The sequence below is a fragment of the Xenorhabdus miraniensis genome (assembly GCF_002632615.1).
The window spans coordinates 44,304-70,812 of record NZ_NITZ01000010.1; the positions used below are offsets into that span (position 1 = coordinate 44,304).

General features: G+C 40.9%; 20 protein-coding genes. 8 read left to right on the forward strand and 12 right to left on the reverse strand.

The genetic code is table 11. The features are described from left to right. Positions 1-75: 75 nt before the first annotated feature. The 5 genes from kdsB to Xmir_RS11180 all read right to left on the reverse strand — a co-directional run bounded on the left by kdsB (position 76) and on the right by Xmir_RS11180 (position 6,277). Positions 76-825: a 3-deoxy-manno-octulosonate cytidylyltransferase gene (kdsB, locus tag Xmir_RS11160; protein WP_099114324.1), complete on the reverse strand. Its 750-nt coding sequence runs from the start codon at positions 823-825 to the stop codon at positions 76-78. A gap of 3 nt (positions 826-828) precedes the next feature. After that, positions 829-1,008: a Trm112 family protein gene (locus tag Xmir_RS11165; protein ID WP_047961966.1), complete on the reverse strand. Its 180-nt coding sequence runs from the start codon at positions 1,006-1,008 to the stop codon at positions 829-831. A 162-nt stretch (positions 1,009-1,170) separates the two neighbouring features. Beyond that, complete coding sequence (gene lpxK / locus Xmir_RS11170) at positions 1,171-2,151, reverse strand: tetraacyldisaccharide 4'-kinase (protein ID WP_099114325.1); 981 nt, start codon at positions 2,149-2,151, stop codon at positions 1,171-1,173. Beyond that, the gene (msbA, locus tag Xmir_RS11175) at positions 2,148-3,896 is read right to left on the reverse strand and encodes a lipid A ABC transporter ATP-binding protein/permease MsbA (protein WP_099114326.1); all 1,749 of its coding nucleotides are present in this window, start codon (positions 3,894-3,896) and stop codon (positions 2,148-2,150) included. Before msbA ends, lpxK begins: the two co-directional genes overlap by 4 nt. Positions 3,897-3,931: 35 nt before the next feature. Continuing rightward, on the reverse strand, positions 3,932-6,277 hold the full coding sequence (locus tag Xmir_RS11180) for a ComEC family protein (protein WP_099114327.1): 2,346 nt from the start codon (positions 6,275-6,277) through the stop codon (positions 3,932-3,934). 502 nt (positions 6,278-6,779) lie between these two features. Between Xmir_RS11180 and Xmir_RS11185 the strand changes: the two genes are divergently transcribed. After that, a complete protein-coding gene (locus Xmir_RS11185; protein WP_167385968.1) occupies positions 6,780-7,283 on the forward strand; it encodes an MATE family efflux transporter in 504 nt (167 codons plus the stop codon). A 606-nt stretch (positions 7,284-7,889) separates the two neighbouring features. On the opposite strand, the gene ihfB is transcribed toward Xmir_RS11185, so the two are convergent. The 6 genes from ihfB to ansB all read right to left on the reverse strand — a co-directional run bounded on the left by ihfB (position 7,890) and on the right by ansB (position 15,089). Further along, entirely contained in the window at positions 7,890-8,180 is a 291-nt protein-coding gene (gene ihfB, locus Xmir_RS11190) for an integration host factor subunit beta (protein WP_045969974.1), read from the reverse strand. A gap of 74 nt (positions 8,181-8,254) precedes the next feature. Beyond that, positions 8,255-9,928, reverse strand: a complete 1,674-nt coding sequence (gene rpsA, locus Xmir_RS11195) for a 30S ribosomal protein S1 (RefSeq protein ID WP_099114329.1) — start codon at positions 9,926-9,928, stop codon at positions 8,255-8,257. Between the two features lie 193 nt (positions 9,929-10,121). Continuing rightward, positions 10,122-10,808 carry a (d)CMP kinase gene (cmk, locus tag Xmir_RS11200; RefSeq protein WP_099114330.1) on the reverse strand — a complete coding sequence of 229 codons (687 nt, stop codon included), beginning with the start codon at positions 10,806-10,808 and terminating at the stop codon, positions 10,122-10,124. 146 nt (positions 10,809-10,954) lie between these two features. After that, positions 10,955-12,241 carry a 3-phosphoshikimate 1-carboxyvinyltransferase gene (gene aroA / locus Xmir_RS11205; protein WP_167385969.1) on the reverse strand — a complete coding sequence of 429 codons (1,287 nt, stop codon included), beginning with the start codon at positions 12,239-12,241 and terminating at the stop codon, positions 10,955-10,957. Between the two features lie 108 nt (positions 12,242-12,349). Continuing rightward, positions 12,350-13,438: a 3-phosphoserine/phosphohydroxythreonine transaminase gene (gene serC / locus Xmir_RS11210; RefSeq protein ID WP_099114332.1), complete on the reverse strand. Its 1,089-nt coding sequence runs from the start codon at positions 13,436-13,438 to the stop codon at positions 12,350-12,352. A gap of 607 nt (positions 13,439-14,045) precedes the next feature. Further along, entirely contained in the window at positions 14,046-15,089 is a 1,044-nt protein-coding gene (ansB, locus tag Xmir_RS11215; RefSeq protein WP_099114333.1) for an L-asparaginase 2, read from the reverse strand. Positions 15,090-15,237: 148 nt separating this feature from the next. On the opposite strand from ansB, the gene ycaO reads away from it, so the two are divergent. From ycaO to Xmir_RS11250, 7 genes are all read left to right on the forward strand, one after another. Further along, complete coding sequence (gene ycaO, locus Xmir_RS11220) at positions 15,238-16,998, forward strand: 30S ribosomal protein S12 methylthiotransferase accessory factor YcaO (RefSeq protein WP_099114334.1); 1,761 nt, start codon at positions 15,238-15,240, stop codon at positions 16,996-16,998. 328 nt (positions 16,999-17,326) lie between these two features. Next, positions 17,327-18,184: a formate transporter FocA gene (gene focA / locus Xmir_RS11225; RefSeq protein ID WP_099114335.1), complete on the forward strand. Its 858-nt coding sequence runs from the start codon at positions 17,327-17,329 to the stop codon at positions 18,182-18,184. 55 nt (positions 18,185-18,239) lie between these two features. Next, entirely contained in the window at positions 18,240-20,522 is a 2,283-nt protein-coding gene (gene pflB / locus Xmir_RS11230; RefSeq protein WP_099114336.1) for a formate C-acetyltransferase, read from the forward strand. Between the two features lie 121 nt (positions 20,523-20,643). Continuing rightward, positions 20,644-21,384 carry a pyruvate formate lyase 1-activating protein gene (gene pflA, locus Xmir_RS11235; protein WP_099114337.1) on the forward strand — a complete coding sequence of 247 codons (741 nt, stop codon included), beginning with the start codon at positions 20,644-20,646 and terminating at the stop codon, positions 21,382-21,384. 171 nt (positions 21,385-21,555) lie between these two features. Next, a complete protein-coding gene (locus Xmir_RS11240) occupies positions 21,556-22,410 on the forward strand; it encodes an endonuclease/exonuclease/phosphatase family protein (RefSeq protein ID WP_208620422.1) in 855 nt (284 codons plus the stop codon). Positions 22,411-23,281: 871 nt separating this feature from the next. Then, on the forward strand, positions 23,282-24,097 hold the full coding sequence (locus tag Xmir_RS11245) for a BPSS1780 family membrane protein (protein WP_099114339.1): 816 nt from the start codon (positions 23,282-23,284) through the stop codon (positions 24,095-24,097). Between the two features lie 116 nt (positions 24,098-24,213). Next, complete coding sequence (locus tag Xmir_RS11250; RefSeq protein ID WP_099114340.1) at positions 24,214-25,038, forward strand: BPSS1780 family membrane protein; 825 nt, start codon at positions 24,214-24,216, stop codon at positions 25,036-25,038. A 127-nt stretch (positions 25,039-25,165) separates the two neighbouring features. On the opposite strand, the gene serS is transcribed toward Xmir_RS11250, so the two are convergent. Then, entirely contained in the window at positions 25,166-26,455 is a 1,290-nt protein-coding gene (gene serS / locus Xmir_RS11255; protein ID WP_099114341.1) for a serine--tRNA ligase, read from the reverse strand. Between the last annotated feature and the right edge of the window lie 54 nt (positions 26,456-26,509).

Below are 26,509 nucleotides of genomic sequence, written 5' to 3' on the forward strand. Positions count from 1 at the left end.
AGAAAAAAGAGAATGCCTCTATACGGCATTCTCTTTTTAATCATATCCGATCGATAATTACACCAGACAACGTGATCAAAATTCAGCAAAAATTTTTCTGACAGCGTCTAAATCTGTGGGTGTATCAACACCGGCACCGGGTGTTTGCAGTGCTTTTGCTACATGGATTTTTTCACCATACCAAAGCACCCGTAATTGTTCGAGCATCTCGATATTTTCCAATGGACTTGGAGCCCATTGGACATAACGCCGGATAAACCCTGCCCGATACGCATAAATTCCGATATGGCGCAGGAAATTATCTCCGATAGTCTCTTTTGATTGCATAAAGCGGTCACGTTCCCATGGAATGGGAGCGCGAGAAAAGTAGAGTGCATAACCTTTAGCATCCATCACAACTTTAACAGCATTGGGATTGAATGCTTCTTCTGCATCTTTAATTTGCACAGCAAGTGTTGCCATTCCAGCTTCACTGCCAGCCAAGTTATCAGCTACTTGCTGAATGATTTGTTCTGGAATAAGAGGTTCATCTCCCTGCACATTCACAATGATTTCATCATCAGCAAATTGATATTTCTCGATAACTTCAGCCAAGCGTTCTGTGCCTGAATGATGGTTTTCGCTTGTCATACAGGCTTCACCGCCTGCGGCAATCACTGCATCAAAAACGTCTTGGTTATCTGTTGCCACAATAACCCGAGCAGCACCAGAACGGGCAGCCCGTTCCATAACACGTACAATCATGGGCTTGCCATGAATATCGGCCAGTGGTTTGCCGGGCAAGCGCGTTGAAGAAAAACGAGCTGGAATGATAACGGTAAACATAGGTTACTTGTTTTCCTCTGTAGGCAAGACTCGTGCTTCATGCTCTAGCAACACAGGAATACCATCACGGACAGGAAATGCGAGGCGGTTAAATTTGCAAATCAGTTCAAAATTTTCTTTATCGTAACTGAGCTTGCCATGACATACCGGGCAAGCAATGATTTCGAGTAAACGGTGATCCATATATCCCCCAAATGACGGGCCTTAAATTTAATGCGGCTCAGAATACCACAAGCGATGTCTCACCGTTAACTCTGTTATTTTGTTAAATATTGTCTTGTTAAATATGCTTTGCTGTTTGTGTAATTGCCTTGTCATGGTTTCCCAATACTATAAATGGGTGGTTCACTCTGGGATCAAGGCTCGAATCTCATTCAGTACTTTTTGCCCTCCCTCTTCTGGCAAAACAGCACTGACGGGTAAATACCACCAGTTAGGCTGAGCAAATTGGAAACATTTTACCGCATCTTTTTCTGTCATCAGCAGATTTTGATCACTGTTCACTAAAGCCAGTAACTGAGATTTTTCATAAGATTGATGGTCAGCAAAAGCATGGGTTTCCTGTAGACTTGCGCCCAATTGTTGCAATGTTGCAAAAAAACGCGGTGGATGACCAATCCCTGCCATTGCAATTGCATTTGGAATATCAGTGACGTTTCGCATCTCGCCTGTTAACAGGTTAACGGCTAATTCCCCTTTCAGGATCATCGGCAATTCACCTGCCTGAGCCGTTCCACCATTAACAATAATGGCATTGACGGTATTCAAGCGCCCGGCCAGTTCCCGCATCGGCCCCGCGGGTAGCCAACAACCATTACCAAAACGACGAACACCGTCAATCACCACAATCTCATAATCACGCTGTAAAGCGTAATGTTGGAGACCGTCATCCGTAACCACGATATCAATAGGGGCATGAGCCAATAATGCTTCAATAGCATCAGCACGTTTTGGAGCAACTGCAACAGGCACACCAGTACGACGACGAATCAAAACAGGCTCATCTCCCGCCTGTGCTGTAGTCACTTCATCTGTCACGAGTAGAGGGTAATGTTTCGATTTCCCTCCATAGCCACGGGAAACAACACCAACCTGATAGCCTTTTTGTTGCAACTGCTCTACCAGCCAAATAACAACAGGGGTTTTGCCATTTCCCCCTGCCGTCAGGTTACCAACCACAATGACAGGTACAGGCGCTTTCCAAGAGCGGCTCAACCCCATTTTATAGCTTAATCGACGTAAACCGCTTACCAGCCCATAAAGGGCTGATAAGGGTAATAGCGCAATATAAAGCCATGAGCGGCCTGACCATATCTTTTCAATCATTGACCAAACTGCATCCGATGTAATTGAGCATATGCGCCCTCGTGTTCCAATAGAGCGACATGGTTGCCTCGTTCCAGGATATTACCATCTTCAATGACGATAATTTCATCAGCATTTTCAATAGTGGAAAGACGGTGAGCAATCACCAATGAGGTTCTGTTTTTCTGCAACTCATCCAATGCGGCTTGAATCGCACGTTCAGATTCAGTATCCAATGCTGAAGTTGCCTCATCCAGAATCAGAATTGGCGAATCACGCAATAAAGCACGGGCAATAGCGATACGCTGACGTTGACCACCGGAAAGCAAGACACCATTTTCACCTATGATGGTATCAAGGCCGTTATCCAGTTTTTTGATAAAGTCCATTGCATAGGCCATTTCCGCTGCACGTTCGATCTCTTCACGGCTGAATTGCCCTTCGCTGGCGTAGGCAATGTTATTAGCGACAGTATCGTTGAACAGGTGCACATTTTGCGATACCAACGCAATTTGATTACGTAATGAAGCCAACGTATATTCGCGCAGATCATGACCATCCAATATAATTTCCCCTTCATTCACGTCATAAAAACGAGTGAGGAGATTAGCGATTGTCGATTTACCTGATCCAGAACGACCAACCAATGCGATTGTTTTGCCTGCTGGTATCGTCATTGAAACCTTTTTCAATGCAGGATGATCTTTAGTTGGGTAGCAGAAAGTCACATCACGGAATTCGATATTACCTTTTGCCTTTTTGACTTCCAGTTTACCGTCATCTTTTTCCTGTTCCATATCCAGAATGGCAAACAAAGTCTGGCAAGCAGCCATGCCACGTTGAAACTGCGCATTAACGTTAGTCAGTGACTTTAATGGACGCATCAAGGCAATCATGGATGAAAATACAACGGTAATTTTCCCCGCTGTTAAGGCCCCCATAATCTCAGGAAAACTAGCCGCGTACAGGATAAATGCCAGTGCAAACGAAGCAATAAGCTGAATAATCGGGTCTGAAATAGAATCAGCAGAGACCATTTTCATACCTTGCTGGCGCATATGGTTACTGACCTTGTTAAAACGCTCCGTTTCAACTTTTTGACCACCAAATATTAAAACCTCCTTATGCCCTTTCAGCATCTGCTCGGCACTGGTCGTCACCATTCCCATGCTATTCTGCATATTTTTACTGATATTACGAAACCGTACGGAAACAAGGCGGATAACACCTGCAACGATAGGCGCAATCACAATTAAAATGAGGGAAAGCTCCCAGCTGTAATAGAACATCAGGATAAACAGGCCAATAATTGATGCCCCTTCCCTAACAACTGTCACCAATGCGCCAGAAGAGGAAGAAGCAACCTGTTCTGAATCATATGTGATGCGTGAAAGTAATGTTCCCGTAGATTGCTGGTCAAAAAAGGAAACTGGCATGCCCATCATATGGTTGAACAGGCGTCGACGCATCTGCATAACCACTTTGCCAGATACCCAAGAGATGCAATAACTTGATATAAAACCAGATATGCCACGTAACAGCATCAACCCGATAACAACCAGTGGCATCCACTTCAATACGCTAATGTCCGCCTTACCAAAACCCTCATCCAACAAAGGCTTCAACAAGGAAAGCATTAATGTATCACCGGCAGCATTGATAATTAGTGCAACCGCCGCAACTGATAGCCCGATCTTAAATGGTGTGATGATCGGCCACAATCGGCGAAAGGTCTGCCAGGTAGAAAGGTCTTTATCATTCATTATTGAGTTACCAAAACCAAAAGAAATAGCGGCTCATTCTACTCATGATCACCGCGAATACCAAACCACTGATGATACCATCGTGATACTATTTGTTGTCGATAACCTTCTAATCTAATGTGATCAAGATAAAAATAGCCGGTTATTTGACCAGAAACTGCGGTGCTATTCCATTGAATACCCGCATTTTTATAACGTTGTTTCACTTTAGCGGAAGGTAATCTCCACGGGCTATAGCGTGCAACTGAAGTCAACGCATGTTCAGGCATGACTTTACGTATAAATATCGCGGTAGAAGAGGTATTACTCCCATGATGGGGAACTTGTAATATTGTGGCATTCAGTTTGCCCTTCTCAAGTTCCAATAAGCGATATTCTCCCTGTTTCTCCAAATCACCTGTTAACAACAGACTGTATTTACCATCATCAATGCGAATCACGCAAGATTGATTATTTCCAACGATAGTTGTTTTTTCCGGCGGCCAGAGAACCTTAAAATTCAGCCCTTGCCACATCCACTGTTTACCGCGAATACAAGGTAAATGAGATTGATTCAGCAAAGGGCTCCTAATTTGGATATCAGGATACTTATCTCTGAGATGTTCTACTCCTCCTGTATGATCCAAATGATCATGACTCAGGATTATTTGTTCTGGCATCAATCGGTGCCAACGCAAATAAGGCATAATGACTTTTTCTGCCATGCTGCCTGTTTCCCAACGATTTCCTGTATCGAAAATTATCGCTTTCCCTCCCTTATCAATCACTACCGCCAGTCCGTGACCAATATCCAGCATGGAAAAACGCCATTGATGCTCATCATAACGTTTTGAATAACAAGCAATAATACCAATTGAAACTCCCAATAACCATTTATAAGACTTCCACCAACCAAGACGCCAAATAACAACAAAAAACCAGCCGGCAAGCGTAATAATGATAGGATAATGCCCGGTTTCAATCCATGAGTGCGTTAAAATGGATAAAGGAGCCAAAGCAAGCGAAACGGTGTAATCAACAAGTTGCCATAAGAACGGTTGGATAATGGGAAGAAAAACACAAACTAATCCTGACATCACTAATGGCACAGATAAGAAAGAAATAATTGGCACAGCCCATAGATTAGCAACCAATGATGAAATATTAACGCCCTGAAATAACAAAAGCTGCAACGGTAACAACATTAGCATCATTCCCAATTGCATATGCAATCCACGCAACCAAACCCATCTCCAACCATGACGCATTTTTTCTGGCAAAGGTATCCAGTGAAACCAAAATAACAGTGCCATCACCGCGGTAAATGAAAGCCAAAAGCTGTCGGAAAGTATGGCTAAAGGATCAAAAAATAAAATAAGCGCGGCACTCCATAAAGCCCATTGCCATGAAAAACAAAGCCTATTTTTACATCTCAAATAAATCCACAGCGTTAGCCCCAATATTGCCCGGACGGCAGGAATTCCCCAACCAGACAACCACCCATACAACATTGCAGTTAACCAGCCCATAATTAATGGGAAGCGAAATCCAATCCATTTTGCAGGAAAAAAGAATTGCGCCATTCTCGCAAAACTCCAACCAAATAAGCTAGCTATTCCAATATGTAACCCTGAAATCGCCATTAAATGTGCAATGCCTGTGTGCTGTAATAGCAGGCGGGTGGGTTTATCCAACCAAGCCCTTTCGCCGAACGAAAGCGCCAACACAATCCCTGCATGTTTTAGTGACTGAATTTCCGGCAAAAGCTTATTAATGAAATTTTGTCGGAAACTACAGTTTTTATTGAGTAATTTCGCCTGAATAATTTTTCCATTTAACGGCTGGCGAATAGAAAGTGAATATCGCTGGTTATCATAACTACCATGATTTAATTGGGCATGAACAGGTCTGAGTTTCATGGTAACTTGCCACTTTTGGCCTGCACAAAGCTGTTCTTGTGAGTTCCATGATACCGATGCGTATAAAGCGGGGAAAATATATTTTCCATCACTTTCAATCAGTCTAATTTTATAACGTGGGTTTACTTCTTTATTTCTTTCCGGATTTTTATCTTCTACATTTAACGATACACTTTCGATCATAATGATTGCCGAATGTGTGGTTTCACTGAAATAAGTAATCTGATCCAATATCTTATTACCATGCCAACATCCCCAAATCAATGCCCCCAATATCAGTGCCCCGATATACACTGGCTTATAAGGGATCAACAATAGAAAAATAACAATACAGATTAAAACCCGCATTTCATGCCATTGAGGTAATTCAGAAAATAACAATAATGAAGTAATTCCTAATATAATGGTTACCGAAGCCAGATTAAAGCTGATAACAGGCAGTGGCTTACACCAAGCAGATAAGAAAATTAATTTAAGTGACTGCATCCTTTTATGCCTTTACATAGGAATTCCATTCATGAAAACAATCCTATTTCATAACGTATATCGTTACCAGACAGGAAAAATTTATTTTAGAAACTCTTCAAAATTTGATTTTTAGGTGAAGAAGCTCTTGTCAAAAAAATGCGAAATTTATCGCAATAAATTTGTAAGAGGCAATAAACCCTTCATTAAATTAATGATAACAACACTATCCAAAAAATAAGGATCATGACTCCAAAGGGTTAATTTTCTATTCTGATATTCTTTTAGAGGAGTCTCAGAATGAAGGTCACATAACAGGGCAACTACCACAACTATCATTGTCCCTTAAACATAGGAACTATTGGATAAACAAAACAGAAAAAATGCCATAAAAATGTTATAAACAAATTATAAACACGTGACAAAAATCTCTTGTGTGTTAAAAAATAATTAACTAAATTCTAATATGGTTATTCTAACCAAGAGTATTGAAACCTTATAATCCATTAAGTTAGAAAGAAAAGTGTTGATGATTACTGTATGTAATGCCATTGCAAATATTATATTAAATTATATTTTTATTCAGTGGATAGATGACAGCGCAATAGCTGTTTCAACTTCAACCTGTTTTATCAGGTTATTAATATTACTGCCTATGTTCCATTTAATATTAAAACAAAAAGTAAAAATTTCTCCCCAGAAAATAGAAGGATTAAATCGTGAGCTTTTGATATTAGGGAGAACAGGAGCCATAACCAGCCTCTGTTTTTCTGGAGGTCTATCTCTTCTGGTTATGTATATTGCAAACAATATGGAAACAAAATATTCGGCATATTTTAGTTTAACACTAAACTTCATGAATATCATCTCTGTTATTTTTATAGGGATGGCAATATCGTTAACTATCTCTTTGACCAAAAATAATGACAATATTCAAGCTATAACTATCAGTTACCTTAAACAAGCCATGTTATATATTGCATCATTTTCATTATTATTTTGTCTTATCACACCACTATTGCCCTAAATTTATTTAGGACATACCGATAAATTATTGTCTCATTATTTTGTTTTATCGATCGGTGTAGTTGTATTTGATGGTATAGCTCAAACTTTCATTTCAACACTGCGGGTATATGATATATCATAAATCCCTCCACTATTTAGATTATCTTTAATATTTATTGGAATTCCATTATCATTTCTTTTTGTTATTGATGAAAATCCGATTGAAAATATTATCAAATTTATGATGTTAGGTAATATAATAGCAAGTTTATCTTGCATTCTTTATTTTATTAAACACTTTTCGCGTATCAAAAAGAAAATAAGGATTTAATAATCATTAAGTACCACTGTCAGAAATTAGTAAAACTCTTTTATCGCCATCACTCTTAAATTGAGTGTTTAGTTTTAATGGCGCGTAATAATTTCCAGCAAACAACTTTTATAATTGTTGAATGTCTTTCTTAACCTGAATTTTGGATAAAGAAAAGTGGATGATCCATAATCAGCTAAAGAGTATTTCTCTCAGATAGAGCAGCACTCGCTTCACCGTAGTGTCATCATAATGTACACACAAAAAAACGGCACCCTAAGGTGCCGTTAATTTAATTAAGTAATAACTGATATCTTAGCTATCGCTATAGATATTCACGCGGTCACGTAACTCCTTACCCGGTTTAAAGTGGGGAACGTATTTGCCGTCCAATTCCACTTTATCACCCGTTTTAGGGTTACGACCCACACGCGGAGCCCGGTAGTGAAGAGAAAAGCTGCCGAATCCGCGAACTTCAATACGTTCACCTGCGGCTAATGTTTCAGCCATATGATCAAGCATTTCTTTCACTGCATCTTCAACGGCTTTGGCCGGCATGTGAGATTGTTGCTCTGCAAGTCTTTCGATTAATTCAGACTTGGTCATAGTACCTCCCTAAACTACCGTATTCGGGTAATATTATCGTTTAAGAGAATATTACCCGCCGTTATTGACTTAGATTATTCGCCTTTAGCTGCTTTGAAAGCTTCAGCCATTGCGTTGTTAGCGAAGTTTGTATCTTCTTGTTTGTTCACAGAAGCGATAGCGTCTTTTTCATCAGCTTCGTCTTTCGCACGAACAGACAGGTTGATTACGCGATTCTTGCGGTCAACGCCAACATATTTAGCTTCAACTTCATCGCCAACGTTCAGAACTTGAGTTGCATCTTCAACGCGGTCACGAGAAGCTTCTGATGCACGCAGGTAACCTTCAACGCCGTCAGCTAATTCAACTGTAGCACCTTTTGTGTCAACTGCAGTCACTTTACCAGTAACAATTGCACCTTTCTTGTTTACAGACAGGTAATTGTTGAATGGATCTTCTGCCAGTTGTTTGATGCCCAGAGAGATACGCTCACGCTCTGCATCAACTTGCAGAACTACAGCAGCAATTTCGTCGCCTTTCTTGTATTCACGAACTGCTTCTTCGCCTGCAACGTTCCAGGAGATGTCAGACAGGTGAACCAGACCGTCGATGCCGCCGTCCAGACCGATGAAGATACCGAAGTCAGTGATAGACTTGATTTTACCTTCAACGCGGTCGTTTTTGTTGTGAGTCTCAGCAAATTGCTGCCAAGGGTTAGCTTTACACTGCTTCAGGCCCAGGGAGATACGACGACGTTCTTCATCGATATCCAGAACCATAACTTCCACAACATCACCAACGTTAACAACTTTGGATGGGTGGATGTTTTTGTTGGTCCAATCCATTTCTGAAACGTGTACCAGACCTTCGACGCCTTCTTCGATTTCAACGAAGCAGCCGTAGTCAGTCAGGTTAGTTACGCGACCAGTCAGTTTAGTACTTTCTGGATAACGTTTAGCGATTGCTACCCATGGATCTTCACCCAATTGCTTCAGACCCAGAGATACGCGAGTACGCTCACGGTCGAACTTCAGTACTTTAACTGTGATTTCATCGCCCACATTGACGATTTCGCTTGGGTGTTTAACACGTTTCCAAGCCATATCAGTAATGTGCAGCAGGCCATCAACGCCGCCCAGATCAACGAATGCACCGTAGTCAGTCAGGTTCTTAACGATACCTTTAACTTCCATGCCTTCTTGCAGGTTTTCCAACAGCTGATCACGCTCTGCGCTGTTTTCAGATTCGATAACAGCACGACGAGAAACAACTACGTTGTTGCGCTTCTGATCCAGCTTGATGACTTTGAACTCAAGCTCTTTGCCTTCAAGGTGAGCAGTGTCACGAACTGGGCGAACGTCAACCAGTGAACCTGGCAGGAATGCACGGATACCGTTCAATTCTACAGTGAAGCCGCCTTTAACTTTGCCATTGATAACACCAGTGACAGTTTCAGCTTCTTCGTATGCTTTTTCCAGCATCAGCCATGCTTCGTGACGTTTTGCTTTTTCACGGGACAGGATAGTTTCACCGAAACCATCTTCTACCGCATCCAGAGCTACGTCGATTTCATCGCCAACTTGGATTTCCAGCTCGCCTTGAGCATTTTTGAATTGTTCTACAGGAATTGCAGATTCAGATTTCAGACCTGCGTCAACCAATACAACGTCTTTATCGATAGCAACTACAACACCACGTACGATTGCACCTGGACGAGTTTCGATAGCCTGTAGGGATTCTTCAAAGAGTTGAGCAAAAGATTCTGTCATGTTAATGATCTTCAAGGTTTTTAATTAACGTCCATTTAGCATCCGGCCGAATGGGGTTGTTTTACATACCTCGCAACGTCTCCCTGTTACAAGGTGTTTTGGTATGCCAGTATATTTCACTACCCACACACCAGAATTCTATATACATCTTCTTGATATGCTACTGCAATAGCATATTCGCGAAAATTAATGCTTATGCTGGTATTTCCAGCGCATTTTTCGCATAAGTCAGTGCTTTATCAATCACTTCTTCGATAGACATGCTGGTCGAATCTAAGATTAATGCATCTTGTGCAGGCACTAATGGCGCAGCTGCCCGATTGCGGTCACGGAAATCTCGTTCCTGTATTTCGGACAAAAGGCGTTCAAAGTTAACACTAAAACCTTTATCCTGCAACTGTAACATGCGTCTACGGGCGCGTTCTTCTGCGCTTGCATCAAGAAATATTTTCACTGGCGCATCAGGAAACACAACCGTTCCCATGTCACGACCATCCGCAATCAGGCCAGGAGAGATACGGAAAGCCCGCTGACGACGCAAGAGCGCTTCACGGACACGCGGAAATGTTGCTGCCTGCGAAGCCGTATTCCCGACAGTTTCGGTACGGATTTCATTGCTGACATCTTCGCCTTCCAAAATAACCCGAAGCTTGCCATTTGCAGGTACAAAACGAACATCCAGATTGGCAGCCAGAGGAACCAGGGCGTCTTCAGACTGGATATCTACCTGATGGTGGATAGCAGCCAGTGCCAGCACACGATAAATGGCACCTGAATCAAGTAATTGCCAATTTAACGCTTCTGCCAATGCCTGACACAGTGTTCCCTTACCAGCGCCACTTGGCCCATCAACGGTTATTACAGGGGCTATCGCCGCCATCATTCTCCTCCTTTTCGCATAACATTCGCACAACAGACAGGTCATCTACCGAATGCGGGAATTGCTCAATTAACAAGCAATAAAAAGTCTGCCTTATTATACGCACTCAGCAGATGAGAGAAACACTATTCCTATCTATTCCTGATCTATTTTGTATTTTGACTGAGCTTTTCAAGTTGATTGAAATAATCAGGGAATGTTTTTGCCGTACAACCCGGATCAAGAATGGTGATTGGAGTATCCGACAAGGCCACCAGCGAAAAACACATCGCAATCCGGTGATCATTATAGGTTTCAATTTCAGCATGGTTGAGTTTTTTTGGTGGAATTACGCGGATGTAGTCATGCCCTTCTTCCACTTCTGCACCTATTTTGCGTAATTCGGTCGCCATTGCATTGAGTCGATCCGTTTCTTTTACCCGCCAGTTATAGATATTGCGGATAACCGTTTCTCCCTGAGCGAACAGAGCCGTTGTTGCAATGGTCATGGCAGCATCAGGAATTGCATTCATATCCATATCAATGCCAGTTAATGTACCGCGTTCGCATTCAACAAAATCATCACCCCAACGAATAATTGCACCCATCTTCTCCAGTACATTGGCAAATTTGGTATCCCCTTGCAGGCTATTTCTGCCAATACCTGTAACACGCACCGTTCCGCCTTTAATCGCCGCCGCCGCCAGAAAATAAGATGCTGATGAAGCATCGCCTTCTACTAAATACTGCTCCGGAGACAAATATTGTTGCTGCCCTTTAATGTAAAAAGCCTGATATTGGTGATTATTTACCGTCACACCAAAGCTTTTCATCAGCGCCAACGTAATATCAATATAAGGTTTAGAAACCAAATCACCTTGGATATGAATTTCTGTGTCGTTATCTGCCAATGGTGCAGCCATTAGCAAAGCGGTCAGGAATTGACTCGAAACACTGCCGTCTACGGTAACTTTTCCTCCAGAAAATCCGCCTTTGATATGCAGTGGCGGATAATTTTCCTGTTCAAGATAGACAATTTCTGCCCCACCTTGGCGCAGGGCATCTACCAAGTGACCAATTGGGCGCTCTTTCATTCGTGGTTCACCGGTCAACACTACGTTATTACTGCCTAAGCATAGTGCCGCGGCCAATGGGCGCATTGCTGTACCGGCATTACCCAAAAACAGTTCTAGCCCACTTTTACCCGTCATACGCCCTCCAATACCATCAACTTCACAAATGGTGCGATCGGCGGACAGGCGATAGGAAATATCTAACGCAGTCAGAGCATTAAGCATGTGACGAATATCGTCACTATCTAATAAATTAGTGAGCCGGGTCGTTCCCTTAGCAAAAGCAGCGAGTAACAGAGCACGATTGGAAACACTCTTAGAGCCGGGCAGATTAATTGTTCCATTAATACGGAAAATAGGTTGTAACGTCAGGGATTGCATAATAGAAAGGTGTCTCCGGTTTTTAACACACTATATTTTTAATTTGGTTTGTGGGTAAATCGAGAATATTAATATCGGGAGGTTCTATCCTCCCGAGGAGGAAAAATATTATGCGTTATGACGTTCAAAATCAGCCATAAACTCAACCAACGCTTTTATACCTTCATAAGGCATAGCGTTATAAATGGAAGCACGAGCACCACCTGCAACTTTATGTCCTTTCAAAGCATGTAGCCCACTTGCGTATGCCTCTTCCAAAAATTGACCATCCAGCGCCGGATTAGCCAGTTGGAACGGAACATTCATGATAGAACGGTTTTGAGGTGCAACCCGGTTGATATACAAATTGCTATTATCAATGGCACGATAGAGGTATTCTGCTTTTGCATGATTGCGTTTTTTGATTTCTTGCAGCCCTCCCTGCTCTTTCAGCCATTTGAATACCATGCCAGACAGATACCATGCAAATGTGGGTGGTGTGTTATACATAGAGCCACATTGAGCTTGCACAGTATAATCCAGAATGGATGGAATATGTTTGTGTGCTTTACCCAATAGATCTTCACGGATAATGACCACGGTAATTCCTGCTGGCCCAATATTTTTTTGGGCACCGGCATAAATGACGCCATAACGACTAACATCAATTGGCGCAGAAAGAATGGTTGAAGAATAATCGGCAATCACAATTTTATCATCACCAAAATCAGGCTCTTCAAAAATTGCAACGCCTTCAATCGTTTCATTAGGGCAATAATGGATATAAGCGGCATCACTGCTCAAAGCCCATTCACTCATCGGCTTCACACTGGTTACACCCTCTGTTTCTACCCTGATATCAATGACGTTTGGTGTACAATATTTTTCTGCTTCTTTCGCTGCACATTCAGACCAATAGCCACTAACGATATAATCTGCTGTTGTTTTATCACCCAGTAAATTCAGTGGCAATGCTGAGAATTGCCCACGCGCCCCGCCATGGCAAAAAAGCACTTTGTAATTCTCAGGTATCGCTAATAAATCTCGAAGGTCTTTTTCTGCTTCTGCCGCAACCGCTATAAATTCTTTGCTGCGGTGGCTGATTTCCATCACAGATGTCCCCAGACCGTGCCAGCTGCACAGTTCCTGTTCTGCACGGCGTAATACCTCTGCTGGTAACATAGCTGGACCAGCGCTGAAATTATATACCTGACTCATTAACCTCAACCTCACCCTATCAATGGATATAAATAAAATCGGACATATTGGTTTTATCACTCCCGCTCTGCTGCTGCAATGGTTATTAAGAGATTGTTTAAACTATTGTTGCAACCTATTGAACCGCTGGCAGATAGATTGTGTTACCGAGGATTTGATTATTAAAAATACCAATGAGAAAATCAGGATGATATTTTTAGCCTATATAAAAGATTTAAAATACACTTCAAGAATAATCTACATCCACAAATATAAACACATGGATACTTCATTCCAATGAAAACATGAGAAAGCAATATATTAACAGGGAAGGATTAATTAATATAATTGGGGTATTAATCGCTTAATATACGAAGCACTATTTTGTATCTACACAAAAGAAATTTGTATCTACACAAAAAAAGCTTTATATCCATTGCTGTATATCGGCCCGATTTTATCATGGGAGATAGGATTTCTATTCACCTATGGATAATCATTTATTGCACGTTATCTCTCTTATTGGAGATAAATCGGGCATATATCATAATTAAATACTTTATTCAAAAATCAGGAAGACGCATAAAGCATCTTCCTGATTTCTTTACATCAATAATTAAATCAGGAATTAATACTTACTGAACATTTCCTGAATTTTTGCCACATCAGTAGTCTGAGTCAGCGCCAATTGCAGAAGAACACGCGCTTTCTGTGGGTTCAAACGCTCAGACGCTACAAATCCATACTTGCTGTCGTTAACTTCAGCATTCTGGGTAGTGTAACCAAAAGGAATACGGCTGGAGCGAACAACAACAACACCCTCTTTAGCTGCTTTAGTCAACGTGTCGAAAATGGACTTATAGATGTTACCGTTACCTACACCCGCACTAATGATGCCTTGGTAACCATTTTCAACGAAAGCTTTCGCTGGCAGATCAGATGCGTTGGAGTAGTTATAAACAATGCCAACTTTTGGCAGTTTGTCCAATTCGCTAACATCAAAAGCCGCTTTGTTAGTTTTTACTGGTGCTGTGGAATAGTAATTAACTTTGCCGTTATGAACAAAACCCTGTGCACCGGAATTTACAGCCTGGAATGCCTGAACTTCCGTTGTGCTCAATTTACTGATGTCACGACCATGAATAACGGAATCATTCATCGCCAGCAAAACACCACGGTTTGCAGAGTTTTTATCCGCAGCAACAACAACCGCGTTGTACAAGTTCAATGGGCCATCAGCACCCAAAGCGGTGGATGGGCGCATAGCACCAACCATCACGATAGGTTTTTGGCATTGAGTCGTTAAATCAAGGAAGTAAGCCGTTTCTTCCATGGTATCAGTACCATGGGTGATAACGAAACCATCGGTTTTATCACAATCAGCATTGATTTTTTTCGCCAGAGTCAACCAAACCTGATCGTTCATGTCCTGCGAACCAATGCTGACAACTTGCTCGCCTTTCAAATCAGCAATATTTCTGATTGCCGGAACTGCGTTCAGCAATGAATCAACACCGACTTTACCTGCAGTATAACTAGATTGAGTTGCAGATTCACCACCCCCGGCAATCGTGCCGCCAGTTGCCAAAACGGTAATGTTTGGCAAAGCAAAAGCAGAACCGCTAACTAAAGCCAAAAAACCGGCTATTGCTGTTATTTTAGTCTTTTTCATTATTCAACCTCTTGTAAAAAAAGCTATTTTATTATGTAAACCAAGAATAAATAAACTCTAATTAACAATAATTTTTGGGAATTGATAGAGCGGATGAAAAAAACGCCGTATGATATGCGGTCTTTAGCATAAATTGAAGTGAATCACGATGACGCAAACCTATATCCCAGGCAAAGATGCCGCATTGGAAGACTCCATTAATCGTTTCCAGCATAAGCTGGAATCGCTCGGTTTTAATATTGAAGAAGCCTCATGGCTGAATCCTGTACCAAATGTCTGGTCAGTACATATCCGCGATCGTGACTGCCCTCTGTGCTTTACCAATGGTAAAGGAGCCAGCAAAAAAGCAGCATTGGCTTCTGCATTGGGAGAATATTTCGAGCGTCTATCGACAAACTATTTCTTTGCTGATTTTTACCTTGGCGATACTGTTGCCAAAGGCGAATTTGTTCATTATCCGACTGAAAAATGGTTCCCTCTGCCGGAAGATGACTCTCTGCCAGAAGGGATTTTAGATGAGCGTCTGCATCGTTTTTACGATCCAGATAATGCGCTCTGTGCAAGCCAATTGGTTGATCTACAATCGGGTAATGAAGAGCGTGGTATCTGTGCCCTACCATTTACGCGCCAATCAGATAACCAGGCTATTTATATTCCGATGAACATTGTCGGAAATCTGTATGTTTCAAATGGCATGTCCGCTGGAAATACCATGAACGAAGCCCGCGTTCAGGGGTTGTCCGAAGTGTTCGAACGTTATGTGAAAAACCGTATTATCGCAGAACGCATCAGCTTGCCTGAAATTCCACAGGATGTTATGAACCGCTATCCTGCCGTAGTTGAAGCAGTCAACAAATTGCAGGAAGAAGGCTTCCCGCTTTATTGCTACGATGCCTCACTCGGTGGTCAATTCCCTGTAATTTGTGTTGTGTTGTTCAATCCGAATAATGGTACTTGCTTCGCATCCTTTGGTGCTCATCCTGATTTTGGCGTTGCACTGGAACGCACTGTTACAGAGCTGCTGCAAGGGCGCAGCCTGAAAGATCTGGATGTCTTTACTCCACCAAGTTTTGATGATGAAGAAGTCTCTGAGCATACTAATCTGGAAACTCACTTTATTGATTCGAGCGGTGCAATCAGTTGGGATCTTTTCAAGCAGGATGCCGATTATGAATTTGCTGACTGGAGTTTCAGTGGCACGACAGAGGAAGAATTTGCCACTCTGATGGGAATCTTCAATACGCTGGATGCTGAAGTCTACATTGCAGATTATGAACATCTTGGCGTTTACGCATGTCGTATTCTGGTTCCTGGCATGTCAGATATTTATCCGGTTGAAGATTTACACATTGCCAATAACACGATGGGTACACATCTGCGTGACACGATCCTGACGTTACCGGAGAGCCAGTGGCAGCCGGAAGAGTATCTTGCCTTTCTCGAACGATTGGACGATGAAGGACTGGATGATTTCACCCGCGTTCGTGAATTATTGGGTATCGCTGCGGGTAAAGATAACGGCTGGAGCAATCTGCGTATCGGTGAATTGAAATCTATGCTGGCACTGGCTGGTAACGATCCGGAACAAGCCCTGATCTGGGTTGAATGGACACAGGATTTCAATGCCTCTGTCTTTACCGCTGAGAGAGCTAATTACTATCGCTGCCTGCAAACACTGTTGCTATTGACTCAGGAAGAAGATCGCGAACCAGCACAGTATTATCAAGCATTCGTTAAGATGTATGGGCAAGATACGGTTGATGCTGCTTCCGCTGCTATTGCTGGAGAGAACTGTTTCCACGGTTTATGGTCTGTTGATTCAGAGTTAAAAGCATTGCCCGCACATCAGGCATTATTGAATGCTTATGAAAAACTGCAAAAAGCTAAGCGTGAGTTTTGGGCGAAATAATTAAACTGTTACATTAAAGTTTATTAACCATAAAAAGTAAAATTCAGGTTAAATATAATTTATTTTAAAACAACAAATAAATGACAATTTAACCTGTTATTTTACTTTCCCAGCCGAAACCTCCAAAACCTTTCATATAAAATATTTTTATAAATTTTAAAAAATATTTTTTCTTTATAATCAAAATGTTAAAATAATAACACTGCATTTTGACGGCCATAGTTCACCAAACTTTCTGGCTAATATGATCCATATCAAATTCAGGTCAATGTCCATTTGTTACTATCATTGCGTGCTACAATTATTTAAGGATAAAGAGAGTGTTAGGATGAAAACTGACAACCCTTTTAATTTATTTCCACCTGCTGTAATGGCACGAATCGCTGATGATAGTGGTGTATATAAAGTCAATAAACACCCCGCAGTGACGTACTTATCGGCAATCATGGCAGGTGTGTTTATCTCCATTGCTTTTGTTTTTTATATTACGGCAACAACAGGAACCTCATCCATTCCTTATGGATTGGCAAAATTGACGGGAGGGATCTGCTTTTCCCTTGGCTTAATGCTGGTGGTTATATGTGGTGTTGATCTTTTCACTTCTACGGTACTGACGAGCATTTCAAAAGCAACAGGGCGCATTACGTGGTCACAGATGTTCAAAAACTGGATTAATGTTTATATCGGTAATCTGATTGGCGCGTTATTTTTTGTGGCCCTAGTTTGGTTCTCAGGCCAGTATGCCGTTGCCAATGGTGCCTGGGGGCTGAATGTATTACAGACAGCAGATCATAAAATGCACCATACCTTTATTGAAGCGGTATGTTTGGGTATTTTAGCCAATTTGATGGTCTGCCTTGCAGTTTGGCTCAGCTATGCCGGACGCAGTTTGACCGATAAATTATTCGCGTTGATACTCCCGATTGGGATGTTTGTTGCCAGCGGCTTTGAACACAGTATCGCTAATATGTTTTTAATTCCGTTCGGGATCGTCATCAGAAACTTCGCGCCAGATGAATTCTGGGTGAAAGTGGGAGCAACCCCCGAACAGTTTCCTCAACTCACCATTTCGAACTTTATTACCGATAATCTGATCCCTGTAACGATAGGTAACATTATTGGTGGTGCTGTATTAGTTGGGTTGACTTATTGGTTTATTTATTTACGTGGCGGCAAAAAGCATTAACTGCGCCTCCACGCCAGATTTATTAAAATTTCCACTGTTAAAAGGTAGAAGTATCATGTCTGAGTTAAATGAAAAATTTTCTGTAGCATGGCAAGGCTTTAACGAGGGTAGCTGGCAAAATAAAGTCAACGTTCGTGACTTCATCCAGAAAAACTATACTCCGTATGAAGGTGATGAATCATTCCTTGCAGGCGCCACAAAAGAGACAGATATTTTGTGGGAAAAAGTCATGGAAGGTATCAAAATCGAAAACCGTACTCATGCACCGGTAGATTTTGATACTAATGTTGCGTCTACCATTACCTCTCATGATGCTGGTTATATTGCAAAAGATCTGGAACAAATTGTTGGGCTGCAAACTGAAGCTCCTCTGAAACGTGCCATTATTCCATTTGGCGGCATTAAAATGGTTGAGAGTTCTTGCAAAGCCTATAACCGCGAACTGGATCCAAAACTGAAACAGATTTTCACTGAATATCGTAAAACCCACAATCAGGGGGTATTCGATGTTTATACACCTGATATCCTGAAATGCCGTAAATCTGGTGTATTGACTGGCCTGCCTGATGCTTATGGCCGTGGACGCATCATCGGTGATTATCGTCGTGTTGCGCTATACGGTATTGACTTCCTGCGTGATGAAAAATATGCCCAGTTCACTTCCCTACAGGAAAAACTGGAAAACGGCGAAGATCTGGAACCGACTATCCGCCTGCGCGAAGAAATTTCTGAACAGCACCGTGCTCTTGGCCAAATGAAAGAGATGGCAGCTAAATATGGCTACGATATCTCCAACCCGGCCACTAATGCCAAAGAAGCGGTACAATGGACTTATTTTGCCTATCTGGCAGCCGTTAAATCTCAGAACGGCGCAGCAATGTCCTTCGGTCGTGTTTCCAGCTTCTTGGATATCTACATCGAACGCGATATTAACGCGGGTAAACTGACTGAAGAGCAGGCTCAAGAGCTGATCGATCATCTGGTCATGAAACTGCGCATGGTGCGTTTCCTGCGTACTCCGGAATACGATGAACTGTTCTCCGGTGACCCAATCTGGGCAACTGAATCACTGGCAGGTATGGGTTTAGACGGCCGTACTCTTGTAACCAAAAACAGCTTCCGTTTCCTGAACACACTGTACACCATGGGGCCATCCCCAGAGCCTAACATGACCATTCTGTGGTCTGAAAAACTGCCGATTAGCTTCAAAAAATTCGCAGCAAAAGTTTCTATTGATACTTCATCCCTGCAATATGAAAACGATGATTTAATGCGTCCTGACTTCAACAGCGATGACTATGCTATCGCATGCTGCGTCAGCCCAATGATCGTTGGTAAACAAATGCAGTTCTTCGGTGCCCGTGCAAACCTTGCAAAAACCATGTTGTATGCCATCAATGGCGGCGTGGATGAAAAACTGAAAATGCAGGTTGGCCCGAAAGAAGAGCCCATGAAAGACGCAGTGCTTGATTATGACAAAGTGATGGATCGCATGGATCACTTCATGGATTGGTTGGCAAAACAGTATGTCACTGCCCTGAACATCATCCACTACATGCACGATAAATACAGCTATGAAGCTTCATTAATGGCACTGCATGATCGTGATGTGTTCCGTACCATGGCGTGTGGTATCGCGGGTCTGTCCGTGGCGGCTGATTCACTGTCTGCAATTAAGTATGCGAAAGTTTCCCCAATCCGTGATGAAGATGGTTTGGCAACTGATTTCAACATCGAAGGTGAATATCCACAATTCGGTAACAACGATCCTCGTGTCGATGATATCGCTTGTGATCTGGTTGAACGCTTCATGAAAAAAATCCAGAAACTGCAAACATACCGCAATGCAGTTCCAACCCAGTCTGTACTGACCATTACTTCAAACGTTGTTTATGGCAAGAAAACAGGTAATACCCCTGATGGACGTCGTGCCGGTGCACCATTTGGACCAGGTGCTAACCCAATGCACGGACGTGACCAAAAAGGCGCAGTTGCTTCACTGACCTCCGTTGCTAAACTACCATTTGCCTATGCTAAAGATGGTATTTCATATACCTTCTCCATCGTACCGAATGCGTTAGGTAAAGATGATGATGTCCGCAAAGCAAATCTGGCGGGCTTAATGGATGGCTATTTCCATCACGAAGCAGATATCGAAGGCGGTCAGCATCTGAATGTCAACGTGATGAATCGTGAAATGTTATTGGATGCAATGGAAAATCCTGAAAAATATCCTCAGTTGACTATTCGCGTATCCGGTTATGCAGTACGTTTCAATTCGCTGACTAAAGAACAGCAACGAGATGTGATTACCCGTACATTTACTCAATCAATGTAAATAATCAGAATAGCAACATCAAAAATGTCATTATTTTCTGATGAAATAAAATGACATACACTAAAGGCCCCTCCACAATTGGGGCCTTTATCAGCTTGTCAGTATTTGGAGAAATCCTTTCATGTCCGTACTTGGTCGTATCCACTCTTTTGAATCTTGCGGAACCGTTGATGGCCCCGGTATCCGTTTTATCGCGTTTTTCCAAGGCTGCCTGATGCGGTGCCTCTATTGCCACAACCGCGATACTTGGGATACCCATGGCGGAAAAATCGTGACAGTTGAAGAATTAATAAAAGAAGCAACGACTTACCGTCATTTTATGAATGCTTCTGGTGGTGGCGTTACAGCTTCTGGTGGTGAAGCCATTCTTCAGGCTGAGTTTGTCCGCGACTGGTTCAGGGCTTGCCATGCAGAAGGCATTCACACCTGCCTGGATACCAATGGTTTTGTTCGCCGTTATGATCCGGTGATCGATGAACTGCTGGACGATACCGATCTGGTTATGCTGGATTTAAAACAGATTGACGATAACATTCACCAAAAATTAGTCGGAGTTTCTAATCACCGGACTCTCGAGTTTGCCCGTTATCTGGCAAAACGTCATCAAAAAGTTTGGATTCGCTATGTCGTCGTCCCCGGTTGGTCGGATGATGATCAATCAGTTCATCTGCTTGGTGAATTTACCAAAGATATGAAAAACATTGAGAAAATTGAATTATTACCTTATCACGAACTTGGTAAACATAAATGGATTGCAATGGGCGAAGAATATAAACTAGAAGGTGTCAAGCCTCCATCAAAAGAGACAATGGATAGGGTAAAAGAAATTTTGAGTCGTTATGGGCATCATGTGATCTACTAGATTTATCCCTCTTCTAATCAAAAACTGGCATCAAATAATTGCGGCCAGTTTTATTCTAAATAGTTATCTGAACACCTCAAATCTGATCTTATATTTTCTACCAATAATATTGAATAACTATTTAATTTCAGCAATATTGTCACAATATTCCGTTGTTACTACGAGGGTATTATGATGAAAAGCTTCATTTTTTCTTTATTTAGCGTATGTATATTATTAACTTCATTAAATATACAAGCTAATGAGACAACATTAAAACTAAATAAACCGGCATACGGAAGTAATAATAATACATTGATAAACCTTGATGAAAAACCTAAAAGCAATAACATCCAAATTTATACCAATGGTAAAGACAATAAAATTATATTAAAAATTTTCACATTAAATATTTGGCTAGAGGGTATTATCGTTAAAGGTGGTTATGAAGGTATCATAAATGCTATCATTTCTACTAACGCGGACCTTATAGCGCTTAGTGAAGTGAAAAATTATAATAATATTGATTTTACTAAACGCTTAGTAAAAACGCTTAATGACAAAGGAATAAAATATTACTCTTACAAATCAACAAATGATGCCAGTATTCTTTCCCGTTACCCTATAATCAAACATAGTAATTTTGACAGATTTACTAAAGCATTAATTAAAATAAATAACACTTACATAGATTTTTACTCAGGTCATTTAGATTATAAAAACGCTGCCTATTACCTTCCCAGAGGTTATGATGGTAATACTTGGAAAGAGTTAGCCAATGGCCCAGATACTGATATTAACGATATATTGAGAGAAAATAATCAATCCCAACGTCCAAACTCGATTAAATTATTTATAAATGATGCTCAAAATGAAATCAACAATAATCATTTGATTATATTGGTTGGTGATTTTAATGAACCTTCTTGGATGGATTGGTCAGAGGAAACGAAAAATCTTTTCGACCATAACGGAGCTGTGGTTCCTTGGACGAGTAGTAAATTATTAACTAATTCAGGCTATCTTGATACTTATCGAATAAAATAATCCCGATCCAGTCGCTTATCCAGGCTTTACCTGGCCAGCAAATAATATATATGTTGATATCAAAAAGCTTATATGGGCCCCAAAAGCAGATGAACGCGATCGGATTGATTTCATTTTTTTCCACAATGATCCACGATTAGCAGTTCAAGATGCCGTTATCATTGGCCCTTCCGGTAGTATTGTGAAAAGCAAACGTGTTCAAGAAACCTCTCAAGACAAGTTTAAACAGCCTAAAGGTGTTTGGCCTAGTGACCACAAAGGTGTATTAGTTACTTTTGATTTAAGACCCTAACTGGTTGATATAACGTATTTATCCAAAACATAAAGGCTGAATAATGATAAATTCATCCCATTTATTAATTCCAACTAGTTATAGTAATATCAGGCTGTACTCAGCCTGATATTACCCAAATAAAAAGATTGCGCTTTCATATTTTTTTAATTACATCAATGAACTATAACTAATTAATATTTAATAAAATTCATAGAAAAATACCATCCAAATAATGGTAAAACATTAACCACAGGATATGAATAACATACGGCCTTAAACCAGGCATTGAGTAAAAATTTTAATCTAAATAAATTCAATTTTTGATATTAAAGATAAATTTATTTGCTTTACATCTATATGAATAAGTTAGTTTAACTAAAATCATGTTGTCATAAGCGATAAAAAACGCTTCAATTTACTCAGTAACACTGATAAAACTGCCATTAATCCACTGATAAGAATGACAATTAATACTTGTTGATTAATAATTTTTATATGATAATTCTGCTGTTTTTTCTAACAATTTGTGTTGGCGGGATGGAAATAGAGAAAAACCAATTCGACAATAGCCATTCAATAAGATAAATCGGAAAAAAAATGGATAATCAAGAGATTAATTTGAATTCAGGAGAAAACAACGTTTCCCTGAGCAAAGAAAAAAGCACATTCATTCCTGGTGGTCAAGCAGTAGGAGCTGGAGCAGCAACAGAGTGGATTGGTAACGCATGGGAGATGTTTAAAGGAAGTCCACTGAAATGGATGTTGATGACTTTAATTTACATAGTTATTCTGATAATAGCTCAGTTCATTCCTTTAGTCGGTATCTTTACTGCGCTATTTGGTCCAGTATTCGTTGCAGGCTTCATCGCTGCAAGTGAGAAACAAAGAACAACAGGCGATTTTGACATAGAGTCAATTTTCTACGGATTTAAAAATAAGTTGGGTTCATTAGTTGCTGTTGGTGCACTTTATTTTGGCATATATCTGCTTGGCTTTATTGCTGCTATGATTGTTGGCGGTGCAAGTATATTTCAATTGATTTTATCAGGGCAAGACCCAGATCCAGCACTATTAATAGGTGGCCTTTCTACTTTTCTATTAGCAATTATTATTCTATACATTTTCATAATAGTTGCCCTCGCATTTATCTGGTTTGCCCCTGCTCTGATCATCATTAATGATTTAAAATTTGGCGAAGCAGTTTCAATGAGTCTTAGTGCAGTAAGGAAAAACCTATTTGGTGGTTTTCTCTTTTTCTTGTTGATGGGCATCCTGATGTTTGTTTCCGCGCTTCCATTACTATTGGGTCTGCTTGTGACAATCCCTACGTTCATGATAACTTATTATACAACCTATCGTAGTATCTTTTATACTCCAGAAGAAAAAGAAACAAAATCAAGTTTAATCGTTTAAATTTTTACCCATCGATATCCACATGTAAAAAGCGCTAAAAAAAGCGCTTTTTTATTATCACTTAACACAGTGTGTAATCAGATAAAAAGTATTAATAATCAGGAAATTAAAAAGTAATGGATAACCCTAATATTGGTCAAAATTTGGAAAACACACCTAATAATGCTACTAATGATAACAGTATATTTATTCCCAATGGACAGACAATTAATGTAAGTGCAGCCATCGGTTGGATAGGTGATGCGTGGGATTTTATAACACCTAAACTTGGTATGTGGATAGTAATGGGAATTATCTATGGAATCATCCAATTAGGCCTGATATTTATCCCTTATTTTGGTTTTATTCTCCCTAATTTATTGGAGCCTTTATTTGTCGCTGGCATTATAGCCATTTGTGAAAAACAAAGAATTTGTGGTAAATTCGAGTTAGGACGTTTTTTTGATGGATTTAAATATAAATGTGGTGACCTGCTTGTCGTTGGTTTAATCATTTGTGGAATAACAATAATAAGCTCCCTGCTTATTACACTAATCGATGGTGGCAATCTCTATCAATCTGTTTTTGATGATCTCTATTCATACATTAATTATGACTCCATCATAACCTATAATGATTCAGAATTATCATTTTTATCCCTGATGATTACCCTAATTTCCCTGTTTTTATCTACTGCATGTTCTTGGTTTGCTCCTGCACTGATTATCCTTAAAAATTTCAACGTAGGAAAAGCCCTTTCAATCAGTTTCAATGCTATATCGAAAAATATTTTAGGAGTAATACTATTTTTAATTTTTATGTATCTTTTGATATTTATTTCTGCACTTCCTCTATGTTTAGGAATGTTGCTAACAACACCGCTGTATATGGCAACCTCTTATTCCTCTTATCGTCGTGTTTTTTACAAAAAAGAAGAACCCCTCGAACAAGCTGTGAATTAATTAAACCTGAAGAGAAGTAAATGGAATTTTAAAAATAAGGCCATGATATTTAGATCCTATTTCATTAGGAGCTTACTCATAAAAAAGCGCCAATATTCGGCGCTCTTTTATTAAAGAATACATGGTATTAACCAATGTATTCCAGTCCATTCATATAAGGACGCAACACTTCTGGGATTTCAATACGGCCATCTGCCTGTTGATAGTTTTCCATCACCGCAACCAGTGTACGACCTACCGCCAGACCAGAACCATTCAGTGTATGCACCAACTGGGTTTTCTTGTCATCTTTACCGCGGAAACGCGCCTGCATACGACGAGCCTGAAAATCCCACATATTAGAGCAAGATGAGATTTCGCGGTAAGTATTTTGCGCCGGCAACCAAACTTCCAGATCGTAAGTCTTTCTTGAGCTCGCTCCCATATCCCCCGTACACAGCAACATCTTGCGGTAAGGCAAGTTCAGCAACTGCAATACTTTTTCGGCATGCCCTGTCAACTCTTCCAGTGCATCCATGGATTTTTCAGGATGAACAATCTGAACCAATTCAACTTTATCAAATTGGTGCATGCGAATAAGACCACGGGTATCACGACCATAAGAACCCGCTTCAGAACGGAAGCAAGGTGTATGTGCTGTCATTTTCAGTGGTAATTCGCTTTCATCCAGAATTTCATCACGAACCAAATTTGTAACAGGGACTTCAGCCGTTGGGATCAACGCATAGTTACTGCCAGATTCTTCTTCCAGCGGTCTGGTGTGGAACAGATCTTCGCCAAACTTAGGCAATTGACCCGTACCATATAAGGAATCGTGGTTAACTAAGTAAGGAACATAAGTTTCCAGATAGCCATGCTGCTCAGTATGCAGATCCAGCATGAACTGTGCGATAGCACGATGCAGACGGGCAAGCTGGCCTTTCATTACGACAAAGCGTGAACCCGTTAATTTTACCGCAGCAGCAAAATCAAGACCGCCAGTCAATTCACCCAGTGATACATGATCTTTGATTTCAAAGTCATATTGACGAGGCTCACCCCAACGACTTATTTCCAGATTGTCACTGTCATCTTTTCCGTCAGGAGAAGAATCATCCGGGATATTCGGCATGCTTAATGCAAGAGTACGGATCTCAGCCTGCAACGCTTCCAGTTCAGCTTTTGCTGAATCCAGTTTTTCTCCCAATTGATTCACTTCCTGGCGCAGTGGTTCAATATCTTCACCACGGGCTTTCGCTGCACCAATAGACTTCGATCGGGAATTACGTTCTGCTTGCAGGGTTTCAGTTTCAACTTGTAAAACTTTGCGGCGCTCTTCTAATTTGCGCAGCATCTCCACATCAAGGGTATAACCCCTGCGAGCCAGTTTTTCGGCGACTGCGTCTAGCTCATTACGCAGTATATTTGGATCGAGCATGCTAGTCCTGTGCTTGTTGTTATTGAGAAAATTATTATTGAAAAAATTGTTATT

Coding starts and splice junctions, on each gene's coding strand:
- serC (WP_099114332.1), bottom strand. CDS start 13,438: ATGAGTCAGGTATATAATTTCAGCGCTGGTCCAGCTATGTTACCAGCA.
- rpsA (WP_099114329.1), bottom strand. CDS start 9,928: ATGACAGAATCTTTTGCTCAACTCTTTGAAGAATCCCTACAGGCTATC.
- ihfB (WP_045969974.1), bottom strand. CDS start 8,180: ATGACCAAGTCTGAATTAATCGAAAGACTTGCAGAGCAACAATCTCAC.
- lpxK (WP_099114325.1), bottom strand. CDS start 2,151: ATGATTGAAAAGATATGGTCAGGCCGCTCATGGCTTTATATTGCGCTA.
- aroA (WP_167385969.1), bottom strand. CDS start 12,241: ATGCAATCCCTGACGTTACAACCTATTTTCCGTATTAATGGAACAATT.
- kdsB (WP_099114324.1), bottom strand. CDS start 825: ATGTTTACCGTTATCATTCCAGCTCGTTTTTCTTCAACGCGCTTGCCC.
- Xmir_RS11240 (WP_208620422.1), top strand. CDS start 21,556: ATGATGAAAAGCTTCATTTTTTCTTTATTTAGCGTATGTATATTATTA.
- focA (WP_099114335.1), top strand. CDS start 17,327: ATGAAAACTGACAACCCTTTTAATTTATTTCCACCTGCTGTAATGGCA.
- ansB (WP_099114333.1), bottom strand. CDS start 15,089: ATGAAAAAGACTAAAATAACAGCAATAGCCGGTTTTTTGGCTTTAGTT.
- Xmir_RS11180 (WP_099114327.1), bottom strand. CDS start 6,277: ATGCAGTCACTTAAATTAATTTTCTTATCTGCTTGGTGTAAGCCACTG.
- serS (WP_099114341.1), bottom strand. CDS start 26,455: ATGCTCGATCCAAATATACTGCGTAATGAGCTAGACGCAGTCGCCGAA.
- Xmir_RS11245 (WP_099114339.1), top strand. CDS start 23,282: ATGGATAATCAAGAGATTAATTTGAATTCAGGAGAAAACAACGTTTCC.
- Xmir_RS11165 (WP_047961966.1), bottom strand. CDS start 1,008: ATGGATCACCGTTTACTCGAAATCATTGCTTGCCCGGTATGTCATGGC.
- ycaO (WP_099114334.1), top strand. CDS start 15,238: ATGACGCAAACCTATATCCCAGGCAAAGATGCCGCATTGGAAGACTCC.
- cmk (WP_099114330.1), bottom strand. CDS start 10,808: ATGGCGGCGATAGCCCCTGTAATAACCGTTGATGGGCCAAGTGGCGCT.
- Xmir_RS11250 (WP_099114340.1), top strand. CDS start 24,214: ATGGATAACCCTAATATTGGTCAAAATTTGGAAAACACACCTAATAAT.
- pflA (WP_099114337.1), top strand. CDS start 20,644: ATGTCCGTACTTGGTCGTATCCACTCTTTTGAATCTTGCGGAACCGTT.
- pflB (WP_099114336.1), top strand. CDS start 18,240: ATGTCTGAGTTAAATGAAAAATTTTCTGTAGCATGGCAAGGCTTTAAC.